A 20,663-nucleotide genomic window follows, 5' to 3' on the forward strand; every position below is an offset into this window, starting at 1 on the left:
TGCTTAGAATGGGGAGAATGAAAAGAACGATGGAAAAGTACGAACAACTGCTTATTTCGCTGCGCCGAGTGATACGCGCTATCGACATTCATTCTCGCCAGCTGAACAAACACTCAGGTTTAACTGGGCCGCAATTGATGGTGATGCAGAAAATCGCCCAATTGGATGCGCCATTGGCTAAAACCGTGGCGGAAGAAATTACGCTCAGCCCTGCGACTGTAACGACCATTATCGATCGACTCGAGGGCCGTGGTTTAGTGATCCGTCTGCGCAGTGAGACTGACAAACGTAAGGTGCATTTATACCTTAGCGATGCGGGACGAGCGCTGTTACAGGACTCTCCTAAACCGTTACAGGATCATTTTATTAAGCGTTATCAGAATCTTGAAGAATGGGAGCAGAGTCAATTGCTCTCAGCCGTTGAGCGTATCGCGACTATGATGGACGCCGATAAAATTGATGCGGCGCCTATGCTCTTGGTGGGGAAGATCCAAGGGGATGAGTAATCGTTTAGCTCATGCTTTAAATTGATTAGACGTTAAAATCGATTAGATTTTAAAATGAAAAAGCACTGAATCTTCAGTGCTTTTTTGCTTTTAGTTAGATGTCGTTTAGCTGTGCGTCTTTTAGATGCTTAAGCAGCAGGGCAGCTTGTTTTAGCAACAGAGTTAATCAGGATTTCTTGCACTGGCGTATTAGCAAAACCACCGCTGTTTTTTGTCGGTACTATGCTGATTTGATCCGCCACATCCATGCCGTCGACCACTTTGCCAAACACGGCATAACCATAATTACTCGCAGACGCATCCAAATGTGGATTATCTAACACATTGATAAAGAACTGTGATGTTGCAGAGTTAGGATCATCCGTGCGAGCCATGGAGATAGTGCCACGTTTGTTGCTAATACCGACAGCGGCTTCATTCTTGATGGGGGCATCGCCTGGTTTGCTTTTGAGCCCAGTGGTAAAACCGCCGCCTTGGATCATAAAGTTATTAACGGTTCTATGGAATAAGGTGCCGTTATAGAAAGACTTATCAACATACTGCTTAAAGTTTTTACCTGTGATTGGCATGTTAGTTAAGTCAATGGCAAGTGTGATATCGCCTTTCGTGGTTTTCATTAAATAACACACATCCGCAGCTAAGGCTGGCGGCGTGGGATCGGGTGTCGGTGGCGTCGGCGTTAAATCACCATCTGTACTTCCTTCACAACCCGTCAAGGCTATGCAGCCGACAAATAGTAATCCTGATAACTTCTTCATTTCATATCCTTATTCTCAATCATCATTGGGGTGTTTTTGCTTTAGCATTCCATGGGTTTGAGCCTTTGGCGTATATGCTAGGGCATATCAGGTTCCATGAATTTAATGTTGTTATTATGTTTCTATGCTGTAGCGAGACGAGATGTTGACAGAGGAGAGATAGGCTATTCAAGTTATAAAACACAATTGATACAAAGTGTTGCACTGATATCTGTGGTTAATATGTCACCTGACTTATTTGTTAGTATTAGTCTGAATGTAATGACATAAAAATGACTTACGTTTGTCATGTTATTTCTATCCCTTTGCTCTTCACTTATTGCATGCTTTAGGAGCCATGCTTGCCCTCTTGCTGAACGCATGCCCCAATTTAGTGCATTCCACTCTTTATATCCTGATAGCTACTGAGCGCCAACTTAACTGAGTGCTTCTAGTAAGTTACTGATTTTTTGAAAAAGTTTTTTGTTATTTCTCTGAAATATTTATGTCATCTTCTTGTTACTTTTCGTTGGCATGGTTACTGTATATCTAAAGCTATGGATGAGCGGTCGCGGGGGCGACAAAATATGGGGCTGGAAAAGTTGCTGTATTTGCGGGGAGTTGGAGCAGAATTTACTGATTGTTTTGGCCAAAATATCCATATTTCCGAGGTAGACAGGCAAGGTATCTTGACCTGTATGTTACAGGAAAAAAACAGCGTGGCAGGGACTGCCATTGATGCTCCTGCTACAGAAGCGTTATCGAGTGATGCTGGGCTGACCTGTGTCGATACGGTATTGACCGAAGCACTGATCGCGTCGCAAATTGATTTACTGGATGCCCGTCCTTGGACTCAGGTGCTACCTGAATTCCATTGGTGTTTTGTGGATGAACCTTGGATAAGCCTTTGTTTACCGGAAACCTACACCTCAGATCTGAGTGTGGCGATTGAATGCGAACAGGGTGAGTCCATTGTATTCGATGTGCCTTTCTCGGCGCTTAAGTCCATTGGCGATTACCGCATTGAACAAACGCTTTATCTACACTATCGCCTTGATCTTACGCAACTGGGATTCGCACGCCTCGATTTAGCTGAGGCCAAGACCCAAGCTTTCCCTGACAACTTAATGCCCGCCGAGACTGAAGCGGTGAATTTAGCGTCCTATTTCCTGAGCAGCCAAGAGTTTACTAACAACCCTGCCTTAATCAAAAACCAAGACTCATTTGCGCATGCAGCCGACAAAAATGCGAGTGATTTCTCTGTGTTAGGTTTGGGCTTTCATCGCATAGCCTTAAGCTTAAAACATACCCTATCGACAAGTACACAAGCGGCAAGCTCTGCGCTAGAGGGCTGTGTGACGGCAGAGGCAGAGGCTGATACTCGTACTTTGTTTTCTGGCACCTTAATGGTGGCGCCGCGGGCCGCCTACCAAGGCGTACTCACGGCTGTTGCCCAAGGTAAACGCCATAAACCTTGGGGGATCAGCGTCCAACTTTACAGTTTGCGCAGCGAGAGCCAATGGGGCATTGGCGACTTTGGTGATTTAGAACAACTGGTCGGGCTGGTGGCGGCGCAGGGCGCGGATTTTATTCAACTCAATCCCTTGCATGCCCTCGATATCGCGGCGCCAGAGCATCCGAGTCCCTATAGTCCGTGCGATCGCCGCAGACTTAATCCTCTATATATTCAATTACAAAGCGTTCCTGAATACCAAACTCTTGCCACTGAATTTTCAAGTTCTACTTGGGTAGAGGCTATCGCTTTACTGAATCGTGATAATTGGCTCGATTATCCTAAAGTGAGCGAGCTGAAATACCGTGCCTTTGAGCAGTTATATCGCGTTTTTTGTGACACGCATCTGGCGAATGACACGCCCAGAGCGCAAAGATTCCATGAGTTTGTGCGTGAGCAGGGCAGTGCGCTACAAGAGTTTGCTCAAGCGGAATATTTGCGTAGTCCTAAAGCGTTTGTGCAAGAGGAAGGTTTCTATCTTTACCTGCAATTTGTGGCTGAAAAGCAGTTACACCTCTGTCAGCTAAAAGCTAAAGAGGTTGGGATGGGGGTGGGATTGATCCGTGATTTGGCCGTCGGTGCAGCGCTGCAGGGCAGTGAAGTACAGGCTAATGCCGAGCAGTTTTGTTTGAATGCCAGCATAGGTGCACCGCCCGATCCCTTTGCACCCCAAGGACAAAATTGGGGCTTAACGCCACTCGATCCTGTGAAGTTAAAACAACATAATTTCAGCCATTTTATCGCCTTGATCCGCGCCAATATGGAAAGCTGTGGCGCCTTGCGTATCGATCATGTGATGGGCTTACTGCGACTCTGGTGGTGGCCGCTGGATAAGCAACTCGGTCACGGTGCCTATGTGTATTATCCCGTCGAAACCTTGCTTGCCATCGTTTGCCTTGAGAGCCAACGTGCTCGCTGTGTGGTGATTGGCGAAGATTTAGGACTGGTGCCACCTGACATTATTCATCGTCTCTACACTTCTGGCATTTATTCCAATGAGTTGTTCTATTTCTGCAAAGACCATCAAGGCTTTAAATCACCGGATCAATATAAGTCCCAAAGCTTAATGATGCTGGCGAACCACGATGTGCCGACTTTAGTCGCTTGGTGGTGTGGCAGTGATTTACACCTGCGTCGACAGTTATCCCTGTTTGAAACTGACGAGCAGCTAGGCGAGGCGCTCGCTGGGCGTGAACATGAAAAGCAGCAACTCATTTCACTGTTAGTCGCTCAAGGTCTGTTAGCCGATGTGACGATAGCCGAACTCGATATTCAAACCTTGCTCACGGCTTGGATGACCTTAGGAGCTCGCGGTAATAGTGCGCTATACAGCGTGCAACTGTGCGATTTATTAGCAGATCGCCATGCGGTGAATATTCCCGGTACTTGGCTCGAATATCCAAATTGGCAGCGTCGCCTGCCGCTGAATTTAACGCAAGTGTCGACTTCGCCAGAGATACTGCAGCGATTACAAAATATCGCTGTGGCGAGACAGCTACCGAGCTAAATCTAGCACCAGCGAAAGGCTGCCTATGTCGCACCACATTATGCCATCCCTAAAGATGAGATTATTAGGGGGATGTGGGTAAAGAGTGCCAATTTGCAAGTTTAATTGACTGATAAACGGAAGAAAAATAATGACTCAAGCCAATGCCTATTTCTACGATGGTGCCGACGTCGCCCTACTTAATGGTCAATACACTGATGTTTTTTCGCTCTTGGGTATGCACAGTGCCAACGATGGTAAGGCATTAATTGTTCGTTGTTTTTTTCGCAATGCCCTCAGTGTGGATGTGATCAGCATTAAAGATGGCCGCAAAGTGGCGAGTCTGGACAAGGTCAACGAGCAGGGACTGTTCGCCGGCACTCTGGGACGACGCGTCAAGCCGTTTCTCTACTTGCTACGGGTGGAATATCCCCTGTGTCAGTTAGATATAGTCGACCCTTATCAGTTTGATTCACTGCTCAATAGTGATGATATTTACCTGTTTGGTGAAGGCAGCGCCGAGCGTGCCTATGAATTTTTGGGGGCCAACTGGCGTCAAACCCAAGGCGTCGAAGGTGTGCATTTTTGTGTGTGGGCACCCAATGCTAAGCGGGTTTCTGTGGTGGGAGATTTTAACCATTGGGACGATACTCGCCATGTGATGCGCCAACATATTGCCAATGGTTTATGGGAGCTATTTTTACCCAATGTGGCTGAAGGTGCACACTATAAGTTTGATTTGGTTTATCAAAATGGTGAGCGCCATACTAAATCCGATCCTATGGCAACCCAAATGGAATGCGCGCCCCACAATGCTTCTATCGTGCCCAAAAAAGCTCACCATAGCTGGAATGATACCGCTTGGATGAGTAAGCGAGTGGCGACTGCTTGGCATAAAGCGCCCATGTCGGCCTACGAAGTGCACTTAGGTTCGTGGCGTCGTAAGGGAGAGCAAGGCGAGCAATATCTTGATTATCAAGACTTGATTGAACAGCTTATTCCCTATGTGAAGGAGCAAGGTTTTACCCACATCGAACTGATGCCGATCAGCGAGTTTCCCTTTGATGGTTCGTGGGGATATCAGCCAGTGGGTCTCTATGCGCCGACCCACAGATTTGGCGATGCCAATGGGTTAAAGGCCTTTGTGGATGCCTGCCATCAGGCGGGGATTGGTATTATTCTCGATTGGGTGTCGGCGCATTTCCCTAAGGATCCCCACGGCTTAGTGCGTTTCGATGGCACATGTCTGTATGAGCATGAGGATCCTCGCAAGGGCACACATCCCGATTGGGATACCCTGATTTATAACTATGATCGCGGTGAAGTGCGCAGCTTCTTGTTGAGTAATGCCTGTTACTGGCTGCGGGAGTTCCACTTTGATGGCCTGCGTCTCGATGCCGTGTCTTCTATGTTGTATCTCGATTACAGCCGCGAGCCGGGCCAATGGCTGCCTAATGCCTATGGTGGACGGGAGAATCTCGAGGCCATCAGTTTCTTACAAATTTTGAATCAACGCTTGTACCAAGCTTTCCCCGGCATTTGCATGATTGCCGAAGAGTCCACCGCCTTTGCTGGGGTGACTAAGCCGACGGATCAGCAAGGTCTCGGCTTTGGTTTTAAGTGGAATATGGGATGGATGAACGACAGCTTAAGCTACTTAGGCCGTGACCCGCTTTACCGCCAGTTCCACCATCATCAATTGACCTTCAGTTTAATGTACGCCTATACCGAGCAATTTATGTTGTCCGTGAGTCACGATGAAGTGGTCCACGGCAAGGGTTCGTTGCTGCATAAAATTCCCGGTGATGATTGGCAGAAATTTGCAACTCTGCGTGCCTATTACGGTTTTATGTGGGGGCATCCAGGTAAGAAATTACTCTTTATGGGCTGCGAGTTTGGTCAGCGAAATGAGTGGAACCATAACCAGAGTTTAGATTGGCACTTATTGGCTTACAAGCCGCACCAAGGCGTCCAGCGTTGGCTTAAAGATCTCAATCACTTATATCAAAAAATGCCAGCCTTATCGGTTCAGGATTACGAGGGCGCAGGATTTAGTTGGCTAGATTGTGAGAATAGCCGCGACAGCATCTTTACCTTTGTGCGTTACGGGTTAGCGGGTGATGCGCCGTTAGTGTTTGTCATCAACATGACGCCCCAATTACACACTGGGTTCCGTATTGGTTTGCCTTTGGCGGGGGATTACCGCGAATATCTTAATAGCGATAGCCAGATTTATGGTGGCAGTAATCAAGGTAATGCGGGCACTGTGGTTGCTGAGTCGCTGCCGTGGCAAGGAATGGCGCAGAGCGCGCTGATCACTGTGCCGCCCTTGGGCTGCCTAGTGATAGGGCCTGCAACTGGATTGGCTGAGGCTAACTAGCATGCAAAAGCCCACGGCTGATGATATTAAGCTCAACCCTGACGCTAAAAACCACCCATTTCAAAGCGAAAAATGGGCGTTAGGGGTAGGTGAGCCTTTTCCGCTCGGTGCTAATGTTGAGGGCGATGGCGTTAACTTTGCGTTATTTTCAGCTAACGCCACAGCGGTCGAGTTATGTTTATTTGATGACAATGGCGAGCAAGAAGTCGCGCGTATTGCGTTAACTGAACAAACCCAGCAAATCTGGCATGTGTTTGTGCAAGGGCTTAAGGCGGGGCAACTCTACGGTTATCGCGTTTATGGCTCCTATGAGCCTCAGCTTGGTCACAGATTTAACCCCAATAAATTATTGCTCGACCCCTATGCGCGCCAGCTCGTTGGTGAATATCGCGACCATGAGTCTAACTATGGTTACGAGCTGAACCACATGGATGAAGATTTATCTTTCAGTAAGTTAGATAACGCTGCCTATGTGCCAAAATGCAAGGTCGTGGACATTCGTCCATTAATCAAGATAGCTGCCAAGCAGTCGATTCAGCCCCTTGCGACGAGGTTTCAGCCCAAACCCCTAGAGCGCAGCATCATTTATGAGATGCACGTTAAAGGCTTTACGGCGGTGCATCCTGAGATTGAACCCCATAAACGTGCCACCTTTGCGGGTTTAGCGACTCAGCCAGCTATCGATTATTTGGCCGAACTTGGGGTGACGTGCGTCGAGTTACTTCCTGTACAGGCCTTTTTCACTGAGCCATTTTTGCTCGAGAAAAAGCTCACTAACTATTGGGGTTACAACAGTATCGGTTTTTTTGCCCCTGAGCCGAGTTATCTGTCATCCGACGATATTGGTGAGTTTCGGGCCATGGTGGATGCACTTCACGGCGCAGGTATCGAAGTGATCCTCGATGTGGTCTATAACCACAGCGCCGAGGGGAGTCGACTTGGGCCGACCTTTAGTTTTCGTGGCATAGATAATCTCAGTTATTACCGTCTGCATCCGAATGATAAGCGTTTTTATATTAATGATACGGGTTGCGGAAACACCTTAAATATCAACCATCCACGCATGTTGCAGCTAGTGCTTGATTCGCTGCGTTACTGGGTAGAAATCATGGGCGTCGATGGGTTTCGCTTCGACTTAGCGGCCTGCCTAGGTCGCGAGGCCTATGGTTTTGATGCCGGCTCAGGTTTCTTCGATGCATTGTTACAAGACCCTGTTTTGTGCCGAGTGAAATTAATTGCTGAGCCTTGGGATATCGGCCCCGGTGGTTATCAATTGGGCAATTTCCCCGTGGCTTTTAGCGAATGGAATGACAGATATAGAGACACTATGCGCCGCTTTTGGCGAGGCGATCACAGCATGTTGCCCGAATTTGCCAGACGTTTTCACGGCTCGGGGGATTTTTTTGAGCACAGTGGCCGTCCACCTGCGACCAGTCTTAATTTTTTAACCAGTCACGACGGTTTTACACTTAAAGACTTGGTGAGTTATACCCAGCGCCATAACTTGGCAAATGGGGAGGATAATCGCGACGGTCACCAAGAAAACTTCAGCCATCATTATGGGATTGAAGGGGAAACCGAAGATAGCGCAATTCTGGAGCTTCGCAGTCGTCAACAGCGTAACTTATTGACTACGCTATTTTTATCTCAAGGTGTGCCTATGTTGTTGAGCGGTGATGAGACGGGCCGCACTCAGCAAGGCAACAATAATGCCTATTGCCAAGACAATGAACTGAACTGGTTTGATTGGTCGGCAAAGGGCATGGACACTGAGTTGTTGGCCTTTACTCAACAGCTTATTGCCCTGCGGAAACGTTTCCCGCTGTTATGTGCTAAGCGTTTCATTCACGAACAGTTATTGGCTGAATCCTTAGCCGATATTGGTACTCGATTAGATTGGTTTAGTCGCCAAGGTGAACAAATGACCAAGAGCTTGTGGACCGAATCTATGTGCCGCAGTTTGTCTGTGGTGCTTTCCGGTGATTTAGAAGATCAAGGCAAGCAGCAAGCTTTGCTGTTGATGGTTAATGCCGACGACAATCCTCTCGCTTTTACCCTGCCGACATTCGAGCACTTGAGTCCGTGGCAATGCCTTATTCATACCCAAACTGAGCCGCTGGATGTTCAGATCTCTGCGACGCGATACTTACTGCAAGATCGTAGTCTCATGCTTTTTCATGCTGATTTGATTTTATAGGAAATGAAGGAATTAACTATGAGTGACAAAAGCGAGCTGAGCCCCAATACCAGCGAAAAACCAGTAACACTAGCTCAGTCAAAAGCCGCGAGCAAGAAGGCTCCCGCTAAGCGTCAGACTAAGTCTAAAGCCGCTGAGCCCTGTGAACCCTGCGATGCTTTGCCCGCTTCTTTTGAGCGCCATTTACGTTATGGACTCAGCCGTGGCGAAGGCGTGAGCTGCGAATTATTTCAAGCGTTAGCTTACAGCGTGAAAGAACAGATGCTAGATAATTGGCGTCAGACTCGAGTGGATGACAGCCATTTTAAGCGCAAGCAAGTGGCGTATTTATCCCTCGAATTTTTGATGGGCCGAGCACTAGGTAATGCACTACTGAGTTTAGATTTGCAACAAGATAGCCGTGATGCCTTGAGCAACTATGCCGTATCGCTAGAAGAGTTAGAAGAGGCCGAACATGATGCTGGTTTAGGTAATGGCGGCCTAGGTCGATTAGCCGCGTGTTTCCTCGATAGCTGCGCCAGCATGGACTTATCAGTGACAGGCTATGGCATACGTTACGAATATGGCATGTTCGCCCAGAAGATAGTCGACGGTTACCAAGTTGAACGCCCTGACCGTTGGTTGCGCGAAGGCAATCCGTGGGAAGTGCGTGTCCCTACTCACAACGTAATAGTGCCATTTTTTGGTCATACCGAATCCTATGTCGATAAACAAGGCCGTCGGCACATTATTTGGGTTGAAACCCAAGATGTGCTCGCCGTTGCCTATGACATGCCAGTTCCTGGTTATCGCAATGGGCGGGTAAATACCTTGAGATTGTGGAAGGCTGAAGCGACCGATGATTTTGATTTAGCTGAGTTTAACCAAGGCGACTACACGGAAGCCGTGGCCCGTAAAAACTTGGCCGAGCAGATCACTATGGTGCTCTATCCAAATGATGCGAGCGAGAACGGCAAAGAGCTGCGATTACGTCAGCAATACTTTTTATCCTCCGCTAGCTTGCAGGATTTACTCAAACGTTGGGTGAGTCGTCATGGTCATGATTTTACGCAGTTTGCCGCTAAAAATGTCATGCAGTTGAATGACACTCACCCTAGCATTGCCGTGCCTGAGTTGATGCGGTTATTGATCGACGAATACGGTTTGGAATGGGACAGTGCGTGGGCGATTACCAGTCAGACCATGGCTTACACCAACCATACCCTGTTGCCTGAAGCATTAGAGCGTTGGCCCGTGCGTATGATGGCGCAAATGTTGCCACGCATCTTAGAAATCATTTATGAAATCAACGCCCGTTACTTAGATATAGTCGCCCACCATTGGCCAGGAAATAGTGAGAAATTGGCGAGTATGTCAATTATTCAAGATGGTCCACATCCCCATGTGCGTATGGCGTATTTGGCGATTGTGGCGAGTTTCTCGGTCAACGGTGTCGCGGGTTTACACACGCAACTACTCAAATCTGGGTTGTTTAAGGATTTCTATGAGTTGTGGCCGCATAAGTTTAATAACCGTACCAATGGTGTGACGCCAAGGCGTTGGCTTGCCCATTGTAACCCTGCCTTAGCTAAGTTACTGACCGCCCATTTAGGTCAAGAATGGGTGACAGACTTAAGCCAGTTAACGGCGCTCAATGCCCTCACACAGGACAATGCGTTTATCCAAAAATGGCGTGATGTGAAGCAAGCCAACAAGGCTTTGCTGGCTAAGATGATTGTTAAGGAATGTGGGGTTGAGTTCGATCCGGCGATGCTGTTTGACGTGCAAGTGAAGCGTATTCACGAATATAAACGTCAGTTACTCAATATCTTGCATGTGATCCATCTCTATCACCAGATCCAGCAAGGCCACACCGAAAACATGGTGCCACGTTGTGTATTGATCGGCGGTAAAGCGGCGCCCGGTTACTTTATGGCTAAGTTGATCATCAAGCTCGCCAGCAATGTTGCTCATATGGTCAATTCCGATCCTATGGTGACGCCTTACCTACGCTTTGCTTTCTTACCAAACTACAACGTCAGCGCCATGGAAAAAATCTGTCCGGGGACTGACTTATCCGAGCAAATTTCAACCGCGGGCAAAGAGGCATCGGGCACGGGCAATATGAAGTTCATGATGAACGGCGCCCTGACAATCGGCACTATGGATGGCGCCAATATCGAGATGTTAGAGGAAGTGGGCTCAGAGAACTTCTTCCTGTTCGGACTCAATGCGGAGCAGGTCTCGCAGGTACGTAGTCACTATCATCCGCGCAGTATTATTGATGATTCACCGGCGTTATCTGAGGTGATGAAGTTACTCAAAAGTGGTCACTTCAATCTGCTGGAGCCGGGGATTTTCGATCCCATTATTACCGCCATCGAAAGTAGCGACGATCAATGGATGACGGCCGCCGACTTTGACAGTTACCGAGTCGTGCAAGAAGCCGTGGCGCGGGCCTATAAAGATCCGCAGGTGTGGACGCAGATGAGTATTCGCAATACCGCCGCCAGTGGACGTTTTTCGAGTGATGTGACGATCGCGGGTTATCGCGATGAAATTTGGAAACTGTAGGGTTGGGCTTTGGGTTATAAGTCTCTTGTTATAGCGGATGAGTATAAGTGTTTGAAAGGAATGCAGCAATCAATGGAAGGAATGGGGAATGCAAGTGAGAAATACTCAGGGGAGTACGGCAGTGTCTGCCGTATCGATAAGCCATTTATGGGCAATCAGTTTGCCGATTTCGGAGTAAGAGCCTATGTCTAATGTTCGTTATATCAGTAATTTAACTCGTGAAACCTATGCGTTGATTTTAGCTGGTGGGCGCGGGTCTCGCTTGCATGAACTCACGGATTGGCGTGCTAAACCTGCACTGTATTTCGGTGGTAAGTTTCGTATTATCGATTTCCCGCTCTCAAATTGTATCAACTCGGGTATTCGTCGTGTCGGGGTTGTGACTCAGTACAAGTCGCATTCTTTGATCCGTCATGTTATGCGCGGTTGGGGCCATTTTAAGAAGGAGCTGGGCGAGTCGGTGGAGATTTTACCCGCTTCACAACGCTATTCGGAAAACTGGTACCAAGGCACGGCCGATGCGGTATTTCAAAATATCGATATCATTCGCCACGAGCTGCCTAAATACGTGATGGTGTTGTCTGGCGATCACGTGTATCGCATGGATTATGCTGGGTTATTAGCCGCGCATGCCGAGTCGGGCGCAGATATGACAGTCTCTTGCCTTGAAGTGCCGATTGCCGAAGCTGCGGGTTCGTTTGGGGTGATGGAAGTCGATGAAGAGATGCGCATTTTAGGCTTTGAAGAAAAGCCGCTGCAACCTAAGCATTCTCCGGGTAATCCTGAAATGTGTTTAGCGTCTATGGGCAACTATGTGTTTAACACAGAGTTTTTGTTTGACCAGCTCAAGAAAGATGCCTTAAATGAAAGCTCAGATCGCGATTTTGGTAAGGATATTATTCCTGCGATCATCGAAAAACATAATGTGTTCGCCTATCCCTTTAAGAGCGCTTTCCCGAACGAGCAAGCCTATTGGCGCGATGTGGGTACGCTAGACTCTTTCTGGCAAGCGAATATGGAACTGTTATCGCCTACGCCAGCACTGAATTTGTACGATGCGAAATGGCCAATTTGGACTTTCCAAGAACAATTACCACCCGCTAAATTTGTGTTTGATGACGATGATAGACGCGGTATGGCGTTGGACTCGATTGTTTCGGGCGGTTGTATTATTTCGGGGGCGACAGTGCGCCGTAGTGTATTGTTTAACGAAGTGCGCGTTTGTTCTTATTCGTTAGTTGAAGATTCAGTAGTGCTACCCGATGTAGTCGTGCTGCGCCATTGCAAAATCAAGAATGCGATACTTGACCGTGGCTGCATTATTCCCGAAGGCATGGTGATAGGTTATAACCATGATCACGACAGAGCTAAAGGCTTTAGGGTGTCGGAAAAAGGCGTCACCTTAGTGACCCGTGACATGCTAGGTTTGCCTGTAGGCTATGAATAGTGCTTTGATCATTAAAGTAAACTGATCATTAAAGTAAAAATGGCTTAGGTATAGGCAGCTTAATAAAAGCTGCACAGTTGAAGTAGCGGGAGTATCCAATTAATTGAAACAACGCATTTTGATGGTCGCGGCTGAAAACGGTGCCCTTGCGGGCGCCAAGGTTGGCGGTATGGCGGATGTCATCCGTGATTTACCCGCCGCTCTGGCGGGTGTTGATTTGTGCGCCGATGTGATCATGCCAAGCTATGGCTTTTTAACTGCGGTAGCGAATCAACCCCAAGATCTGGGTGAGTTAACTGTGGCCTTTGGTGGTCGCTTGGAGCGAGTGCATTTGTTTGCCATGCCCCATCCCCATGTGCCAGAGGCGATGATTTATCTGCTCGAACATGCATTATGGCAATCCGTACCTGGGCAGATTTATAGCCAAGGCAGTGCCGAGCGTCCTTTCGCCGACGATGCGACTAAGTTTGCTTTCCTTTGCGCGAGCGTCGCGACAGCATTAGTTACTGGCCGAGTGCCTATGCCGACTGTGCTGCATTTACATGACTGGCATGCGGGCTGCTTAGCCATGTTAAGAGCATTCGTGCCTGAGTTCAGTGTTCTCAAAGAAATTGAGTGTGTGTTCTCTATCCACAATCTTGCACTGCAGGGGATACGTCCCTTAAGCCAAGACTCATCCTCCTTTGCGGCTTGGTTTCCCGAGCTGTTTGCCACTTTGACGCTGGGGCAAAAACAGTTAATTACTGATCCCCGTTATCCCTACTGTGTTAACCCTATGCGTATGGGCATAGTGCTGAGCGACAAAGTGCATTTAGTCTCGCCCAGTTATGCCAAGGAAGTGTTGCAGCCCTCCAAACCAGAGGCGGGATTCTTTGGTGGTGAAGGGCTAGAACATGACTTACAGGTCAAGGCCAATGACGGCAAAGTGGTGGGGATTTTAAATGGCTGTGTATATTCGTCAGTATCGGATTTACCCGCTAAGCCACCTGCGCGTATTCAAGTACCCGAGTTCAAGCAATTGCTCAGTGCGATTGAAACTGCGTTAGTGCAATGGCAGGGGCATCAAACGCAAGTGAGTGGCGTGGACATGATTGCTTTTGCCCGCACCCAAGCCCATTGGCGTCAAGCAATGGCGGAGCAAGTACCGAATCTGTTATTGACTTCGGTGGGCCGTTTGACCGATCAAAAAGTCTTACTGCTGCGCCATCAATTGCCCTCGGGTTTATCTGTGCTTGAAACCTTACTTAAAGCATTGAAGCAAACAAAACCGACGGCGCTGCTGATTTTACTCGGCAGTGGCGATGCATCGATTGCTAAGTCTTTTCAAGCGTTAGGGGCTAAATACGATAACCTATTATTTTTGCAGGGATACAACGAGGCGTTATCCGAAGCGCTGTATCAGCATGGCGATCTGTTTTTGATGCCAAGTTCCTTTGAGCCCTGTGGCATCAGTCAAATGTTGGCCATGCGCGCGGGACAGCCATGTTTAGTGCATAGTGTAGGCGGTTTAAAGGATACCGTTGAGGATGGCGTTAATGGTTTTGCTTTTAACGGCAATAGCTTAAATGAGCAGGCCGAAGCGTTTCTGCAAAGGTTGACGCAAGCCATTGCTTGTTTCGAGGGGAAAACATGGCCACAAGTGCGTGCTGCGGCCATGGCACAGCGTTTTGACTGGCATTCTATTGCAGAGCAATATCGTCAACAACTCTATTGCAAAATGTAATGTGGTAAGTCCAAAGTGTGATGCGGCAAAGGGAATTAACGCATGATTTCTAAGTGATTCTGCTACACTTGTGGGGGAATGTTAAAATGGTATCAAGCCCCCTCATTTTTGGAGTCGCTCTCTGAGTTATGGATAAAGGTATTCTCTTTCCGTTAGTACAAAATGCGGCTTTATTGCTGGCGTTGGTCTTTTTGTACGACGTGATTCCTAAAAAGCATCAGCGGCAGTATTTTTTACTGTGGCGCATCATTATTGGGATGCTCATCGGTGGTATTGGTATCACTATTATGAGTACGCCTTGGGTATATTTGCCTGGCGTTTTCTTTGATACCCGTTCAGTTATTCTCTGTATTTCTGGTCTATTTTTCGGTGGTTTACCGACCTTAGTGGCTGTCGTGATGACGGCGCTGTATCGCATCAGTATCGGTGGCGCTGGTATATGGATTGGCGTCGGCGTGATAGTGTCATCCGGTTTAATCGGGGTGATCTGGCGTCAATATCGTAAGTCTCTGTTAGCCAATATTTCAGGTGGAGAAATTTTTCTCTTTGCCTATACCGTTCATATCGTGATGTTGTTGTGGTTCTTATTTCTACCCGATGGCATAGCAATGCCATTACTCGCCAAAGTGACCCTCCCAGTATTGACCATTTTCCCGATTGCGACTTGGCTATTGAGCCGCTTGTTATCGCGACGTTTTGAATTAGAGCGTGATGAACAAATTCGTCTGCAGGATGATTTTCTTTTTAGGAGCCAATTCAACGCGGGCAATATTGGTATTGCAATAACGGGGATAGATCAAAAGTGGATAAAGGTGAATCCACGGTTATGTCAAATGCTCAAGTATTCAGAAGCTGAATTGCTACGGATGACGTGGGCACAAATTACCCATCCCGATGATTTAGAAGCGGATGCCCTGAAATTTGAGCTTATGCTGCGGGGGGATATCGATAATTACGAGATGGATAAACGTTTTATCGTTAAAGACGGCAGCGTGGTTTACACCCATATGACAGTCGCCTGTAAGCGCGGTGGTAATAATGCCGTGTTGCTTGTTATTGCTGGATATTTAGATATCACCTCACAGGCCATTGCTGACCAAGAGGTGCTCGCTAGCCGTGAACAACTCGAACTGGTGTTGAGTAGTAGCGATCTTGGGGTGTGGGATTGGGATATTCGTAATGATCGTATCGAACGTAACGCCCGCAGCGCCGATATTCTTGGCTGCGATGTTGATATGCTCAACGCTAATAGTCGCCAATGGATGGATGCGATAGTCGCCGAAGACAGGCCTAAAGTGCTGCATTCGATTGAGGCCCATATTCGTGGCGAAACGGCGCAACATAAGATGGAGTACCGCTTAAATACCGTAAACCGTAAGGTGCGGTGGATCCTTGATACAGGTAAAGTCGTGAGCAGAGATGCAAACAACAATGCTCTGCGTATGTGTGGAACCTATACCGATATTACCGACGCAAAACTTATCGAAGAATCCTTAAAGTTGTCGGCACTGGTTTACGATAACAGCTCTGAAGCCATGAGTGTCCTCGATGAAAAGGGCGTGATTATTACCGTCAATGCCGCCTTTAGTGTGATGACGGGTTATCGCGAATTTGAAGTGCGGGACCAACATATTCGGCTGCTTTATTGTGACCTCAATGGCCGCGATTTTTACACCAAAATGAATAATGATATCCGCGAGAAAGGCCAATGGCAGGGGGAAATGTGGCAGCGGCGCAAAAATGGCGAAGAATATGTCATCTGGTTAACCATCAATACCATTAATGACAAAGAAGGCCATCCCTATCGACGTGTTGCCCTGTTCTCAGACATTACCGATAAGAAGCAAAATGAGCATCTGATTTGGAAACAAGCCAACTACGATACGCTGACGGGGTTGCCCAATCGGCGCATGTTGTTGGAGTATTTAAGCAGCGAAGTGAAAAATGCCGACCGCAATCGCAACCACTTTGCTTTATTGTTCTTGGACTTAGATTTCTTTAAAGAAGTGAATGACACCTTAGGCCATGCCATGGGCGATTTACTGCTGATAGAAACCGCGAGTCGTTTGAAATCCTGTGTGCGTGATGCCGACGTCGTGGCGCGTCTTGGCGGCGATGAATTTACTGTGGTGTTAAGTTCGATGGAAGACCATAAGGGGATTGAGCGCGTCGCCGAGAATATTTTGCGACGAATTGCCGAACCCTATGTGTTAGGGGAAGAAACCGCTTATATCAGCGTCAGTATTGGGATTACTTTATATCCCGATGATTCGACCAGTATTGAAGGGCTTCTCAAGCATGCGGATCAGGCTATGTATGCGGCGAAAGATCAAGGGCGTAATCGCTTCAACTATTTCACTCCATCGATGCAGGAATACGCCAAATACCGCATGCGCTTGATCCAAGACTTACGTCAAGCGGTCGTGAATAAAGAATTTGAACTGCATTATCAGCCGATTGTTGCCTTAGCAACGGGTGAAGTGACCAAGGCTGAAGCCTTGATCCGCTGGCATCATGCAGAGCGTGGTGCTGTGTCGCCTGCTGAGTTTATTCCTGTGGCGGAGGATACTGGCTTGATTGTTGAAATCGGCAATTGGGTGTTCGAGCAAGCCGCTCGCCAGAGTGCGGCGTGGCGTCATGAATTAGGGGTTGAAATCCAAATCAGCGTCAATAAATCCCCAATCCAATTTCGTGATGAAGGCACGCTGCTCAATGATTGGTTGAAGTTATTGCAAGATCTTAATATTACAGGCGCGGGCGTGTGCGTTGAAATTACCGAAGGCCTGTTATTGGATGCCAGTATGGGCGTGACCGAAAAACTACTGGCCTACCGCGATGCGGGTGTGCAAGTGTCGCTGGACGATTTTGGTACTGGCTATTCGTCACTTGCCTATTTGAAAAAGTTTGATATCGATTATCTTAAAATTGATCAATCTTTTACCCGCCATATTGATACCGATTCAAACGATCAAATTCTCTGTGAGGCGATTATCGTGATGGCCCACAAGTTGGGAATGAAGGTGATTGCCGAAGGTGTCGAAACCGATGCGCAGTGCCAAGTGTTGTTGGCTGCAGGCTGTGACTACGGCCAAGGTTACTTGTTCTCAAGACCTGTGCCTGCGGGTGAATTTAGCCGAAAATACTTACAGGATCCGCTTTTAGTCTCCCATGTCTGAGGAGATATTAACTTAGTGGCGATAATTGCCTATAAAAACGCCGCGGATTTTGCTAGACTCCGCGGCCCCGCGTTGGGGCATTGAGTATCACCTCGCATCAAAGTTTTACTACTTAGCTAAAGAGTCCCTATGAAATTTGAAACACTCGGTTTATCTTCTCCTATTTTGAATGCGATAACTGAGTGTGGCTATCAGCAACTCACTCAAGTGCAAGAGAAAGTGATCCCGCTTGCCTTTGAAGGCAAAGACATTATGGCCTGCGCCCAAACGGGTACAGGTAAGACGGCTTCCTTTGCTCTGCCTGTACTTGAAAAGTTGGCGGCCGAGTCTTTAACAAGCGACAGCAATGATAAACCGATTTTACGCGCGTTGGTGATGACGCCAACTCGCGAACTTGCGATTCAAGTCTGCGAAAATATCCAAAAATACAGCCAGTTCCTACCACTGAAAACCTTGGCTGTTTACGGCGGTGCTAACATGAATCCCCAGCGTAAAGGGGTAGAGCAGGGCGTTGATATTTTGGTGGCAACTCCTGGTCGTTTATTCGACATTATTGGCCAATTCCAGTTAGATTTGTCGAGCGTGACCACATTAGTGATCGACGAAGCCGACCGCATGTTAGACATGGGTTTTGTGCGCGACATTGAAAAAGTGAAACGCTTAATTGCGCCACAGCATCAAACCATGTTGTTTTCAGCCACATATAGCGATGCTGTCAAACAACTCGCCGAGAAAATGCTGAATGAACCTCAGTGGGTGAATGTTGCTGACACGACTACCGCATCCACAGTTGTGCAGGAAGTCTATCGCGTTGATAAACGTCGTAAAGCCGAGCTGTTGTCAGAGCTCGTTGGCCGTAATAATTGGCGCCAAGTGCTGGTGTTTGCCAGCACGAAAGAAAGCGCCGAGCATTTATTACAAGAATTAAAGCTGGATGGCATAGCCGCTGGTGTATTCCACGGCGATAAAACACAAGGCGCCCGTAATCGGGTGTTGGAAGAGTTTAAAGCCGGTAAATTGCGGGTGCTGGTGGCGACCGATGTGGCCGCTCGTGGTTTAGACATTCATGCCTTGCCTATGGTGATCAACCTTGAATTACCTTTCCTCGCCGAAGACTATATCCATCGTATTGGTCGTACTGGCCGAGCAGGATTAACGGGTCGCGCGATTTCGTTTGTTTCACCTTCTGACGATGAAATGCTCGCTGAAATTGAAGCCTTGATTGAGCAGAAACTGCCCGTGTCGGTACAACCGGGTTATGAAGAAGGCACGCCTTTGCCTGCCCGTTACCGTGATGCGCCCGCGGCACCGATTAAGCCGATTGGAAAGTGGAGCCATAAGGCGCCGCAGGATCGTACTATTGGTCAGTCTCGTCAGGGTAAGTACGCTAAAGGTAAAGCGCAGGATAGCAAAACCAGTGCCGATAAATCCTCTAGCCGTGCTAAGCCAGCTTCTGGCTCAGGTAAGCCGTTTAATGCAACTAAACCTAAGTCGAATTTGGTGAGCAATAAGTCAGGTTTTGGCTCTCGCACCAATAAGTCAAAATAGGCTAAGTCAAAATAAGTTAAGTCAAAATAAGCTAAGCACAACAATCAAGGCTAATAAGTGCAAAGTGCCTATTAGCTTAGCCGTCTAACGGTTACCTAGTTTGTTGATTTGACTGTTGAATAGTCAGTTGCATATTTTGCTACATAGCCTGTCGCTATTCTAAAAGCGCATCCTCACCGATGCGCTTTTTGTTGAGCTTCAAAGCCAATACTTCTACACTCGAGCGCCAAGCTTTTTATTCGAGCGAGTTTCCTTATGATTATCAAAGCGATTCCCACCAATATCATTACAGGTTTTTTAGGCGTAGGTAAAACCTCCCTGATTAAGCAATTGCTGGCGACTAAACCCGCGGATGAAATTTGGGCTGTGCTGGTCAATGAATTTGGTGAGGTCGGCATTGATGCGGGGTTACTGAACTCCTCCGATAACGGCATACAAATTCGTGAGGTTGCGGGTGGCTGTATGTGCTGCGCCGCAGGCGTGCCGACGCAAGTGGCAATCAATCAGTTGATTGCGAAAGCGAAACCTGACCGCTTATTGATTGAACCGACTGGGCTTGGGCATCCTAATGAAATCATTAAAGTACTGAGTGCGCCCCATTATCAGAATGTGATTTCACTGCGTAGTACCCTATGTTTGGTGGACGCGCGTAAGATCCACGATCCTCGCTATCGCGAACATGCAAATTTTATCCAACAGTTGCAAGTGGCCGATGTGATCATCGCAACTAAGTCTGACTTGTATGATGCTGAAAATACTAAGTTACTCTATGAATTGCAGACTTATTTAAGCCATATTGAACGTACTGATATTCCTGTAGTGAGCCACTCTAATCAACAGTCTTTACCTAGCGCTTTACTGGACTATCTTAACCAGCCAAGGCGCGTGTCACTCAATATAAATGGGCATGCTAGCGCGGGCCTAAAGCTGGGTAGTCTACCGACGACGGCCCCAAGCTTGTTTCGTGCTGGTGGTTCTCGCTTGAGTGAGTTGAGCCTCTTTGCCGAAGGTGCAATCGAAGCCGCACTTGATTTTGATGATCGCGGTATAGTGCGAAAGCAGAATCAAGGTGAAGGTTGTTTTAGCTGCGGCTGGGTGTTTGAACCGAGCCAAGAATTTGATTTTGATAAATTAATGGATTTTATTCAGCGGCAAGCTCAGTCATCCAACGTTGGGCAAGTGTTGCTTAGATTAAAGGCCGTGATGATCACTACTGATGGAATTGCGGGATTTAACTGGATTGACCATGAGTTTACTGTAGTTGAACTCGATGACACCTTAGATTCCAGACTAGAAATGATTACCATGGACGACGTCAATTGGGACGAGATTGAGCTGCAGTTGATTGCTTGTCTTAGCTAACAGAGTTCCCCATCACTCTTTATTACAGGTGTGAG

At 47.6% G+C, this 20,663-nt stretch carries 12 protein-coding genes; 11 read left to right on the top strand and 1 reads right to left on the bottom strand.

What is annotated here, in order from left to right; all coding sequences use genetic code 11:
* Positions 1-29 precede the first annotated feature (29 nt).
* Complete coding sequence (locus HUB64_RS11935; RefSeq protein WP_006080852.1) at positions 30-506, top strand: MarR family winged helix-turn-helix transcriptional regulator; 477 nt, start codon at positions 30-32, stop codon at positions 504-506.
* 128 nt (positions 507-634) lie between these two features.
* Here the strand turns inward: HUB64_RS11935 and HUB64_RS11940 are convergent, their stop codons facing one another.
* On the bottom strand, positions 635-1,264 hold the full coding sequence (locus tag HUB64_RS11940; protein ID WP_173497052.1) for a peptidylprolyl isomerase: 630 nt from the start codon (positions 1,262-1,264) through the stop codon (positions 635-637).
* Between the two features lie 566 nt (positions 1,265-1,830).
* Between HUB64_RS11940 and malQ the strand changes: the two genes are divergently transcribed.
* The 10 genes from malQ to HUB64_RS11985 all read left to right on the top strand — a co-directional run bounded on the left by malQ (position 1,831) and on the right by HUB64_RS11985 (position 20,628).
* Positions 1,831-4,263 (top strand): 4-alpha-glucanotransferase, encoded by a 2,433-nt coding sequence (gene malQ / locus HUB64_RS11945; RefSeq protein ID WP_173497053.1) that lies wholly within the window; start codon positions 1,831-1,833, stop codon positions 4,261-4,263.
* 127 nt (positions 4,264-4,390) lie between these two features.
* Positions 4,391-6,622 carry a 1,4-alpha-glucan branching protein GlgB gene (gene glgB / locus HUB64_RS11950; protein ID WP_173497912.1) on the top strand — a complete coding sequence of 744 codons (2,232 nt, stop codon included), beginning with the start codon at positions 4,391-4,393 and terminating at the stop codon, positions 6,620-6,622.
* A 1-nt stretch (position 6,623) separates the two neighbouring features.
* Positions 6,624-8,819 (top strand): glycogen debranching protein GlgX, encoded by a 2,196-nt coding sequence (gene glgX, locus HUB64_RS11955; protein WP_173497054.1) that lies wholly within the window; start codon positions 6,624-6,626, stop codon positions 8,817-8,819.
* An 18-nt stretch (positions 8,820-8,837) separates the two neighbouring features.
* Positions 8,838-11,372, top strand: a complete 2,535-nt coding sequence (locus tag HUB64_RS11960; protein WP_173497055.1) for a glycogen/starch/alpha-glucan phosphorylase — start codon at positions 8,838-8,840, stop codon at positions 11,370-11,372.
* 60 nt (positions 11,373-11,432) lie between these two features.
* Complete coding sequence (locus HUB64_RS23315) at positions 11,433-11,564, top strand: hypothetical protein (RefSeq protein ID WP_263145093.1); 132 nt, start codon at positions 11,433-11,435, stop codon at positions 11,562-11,564.
* Positions 11,557-12,819, top strand: coding sequence for a glucose-1-phosphate adenylyltransferase (gene glgC, locus HUB64_RS11965; RefSeq protein WP_006085131.1), 1,263 nt, complete (start codon positions 11,557-11,559; stop codon positions 12,817-12,819). Before HUB64_RS23315 ends, glgC begins: the two co-directional genes overlap by 8 nt.
* A gap of 103 nt (positions 12,820-12,922) precedes the next feature.
* On the top strand, positions 12,923-14,542 hold the full coding sequence (locus HUB64_RS11970; protein WP_173497056.1) for a glycogen synthase: 1,620 nt from the start codon (positions 12,923-12,925) through the stop codon (positions 14,540-14,542).
* Positions 14,543-14,670: 128 nt separating this feature from the next.
* On the top strand, positions 14,671-17,718 hold the full coding sequence (locus tag HUB64_RS11975; protein WP_105249783.1) for an EAL domain-containing protein: 3,048 nt from the start codon (positions 14,671-14,673) through the stop codon (positions 17,716-17,718).
* A 129-nt stretch (positions 17,719-17,847) separates the two neighbouring features.
* Positions 17,848-19,266 carry a DEAD/DEAH box helicase gene (locus HUB64_RS11980; RefSeq protein ID WP_131522993.1) on the top strand — a complete coding sequence of 473 codons (1,419 nt, stop codon included), beginning with the start codon at positions 17,848-17,850 and terminating at the stop codon, positions 19,264-19,266.
* Between the two features lie 255 nt (positions 19,267-19,521).
* On the top strand, positions 19,522-20,628 hold the full coding sequence (locus HUB64_RS11985; protein ID WP_173497057.1) for a GTP-binding protein: 1,107 nt from the start codon (positions 19,522-19,524) through the stop codon (positions 20,626-20,628).
* Positions 20,629-20,663: the final 35 nt, after the last annotated feature.

The sequence above is a fragment of the Shewanella sp. ISTPL2 genome, assembly GCF_013283205.1.
In the GTDB taxonomy this organism is placed as follows: domain Bacteria; phylum Pseudomonadota; class Gammaproteobacteria; order Enterobacterales; family Shewanellaceae; genus Shewanella; species Shewanella oncorhynchi.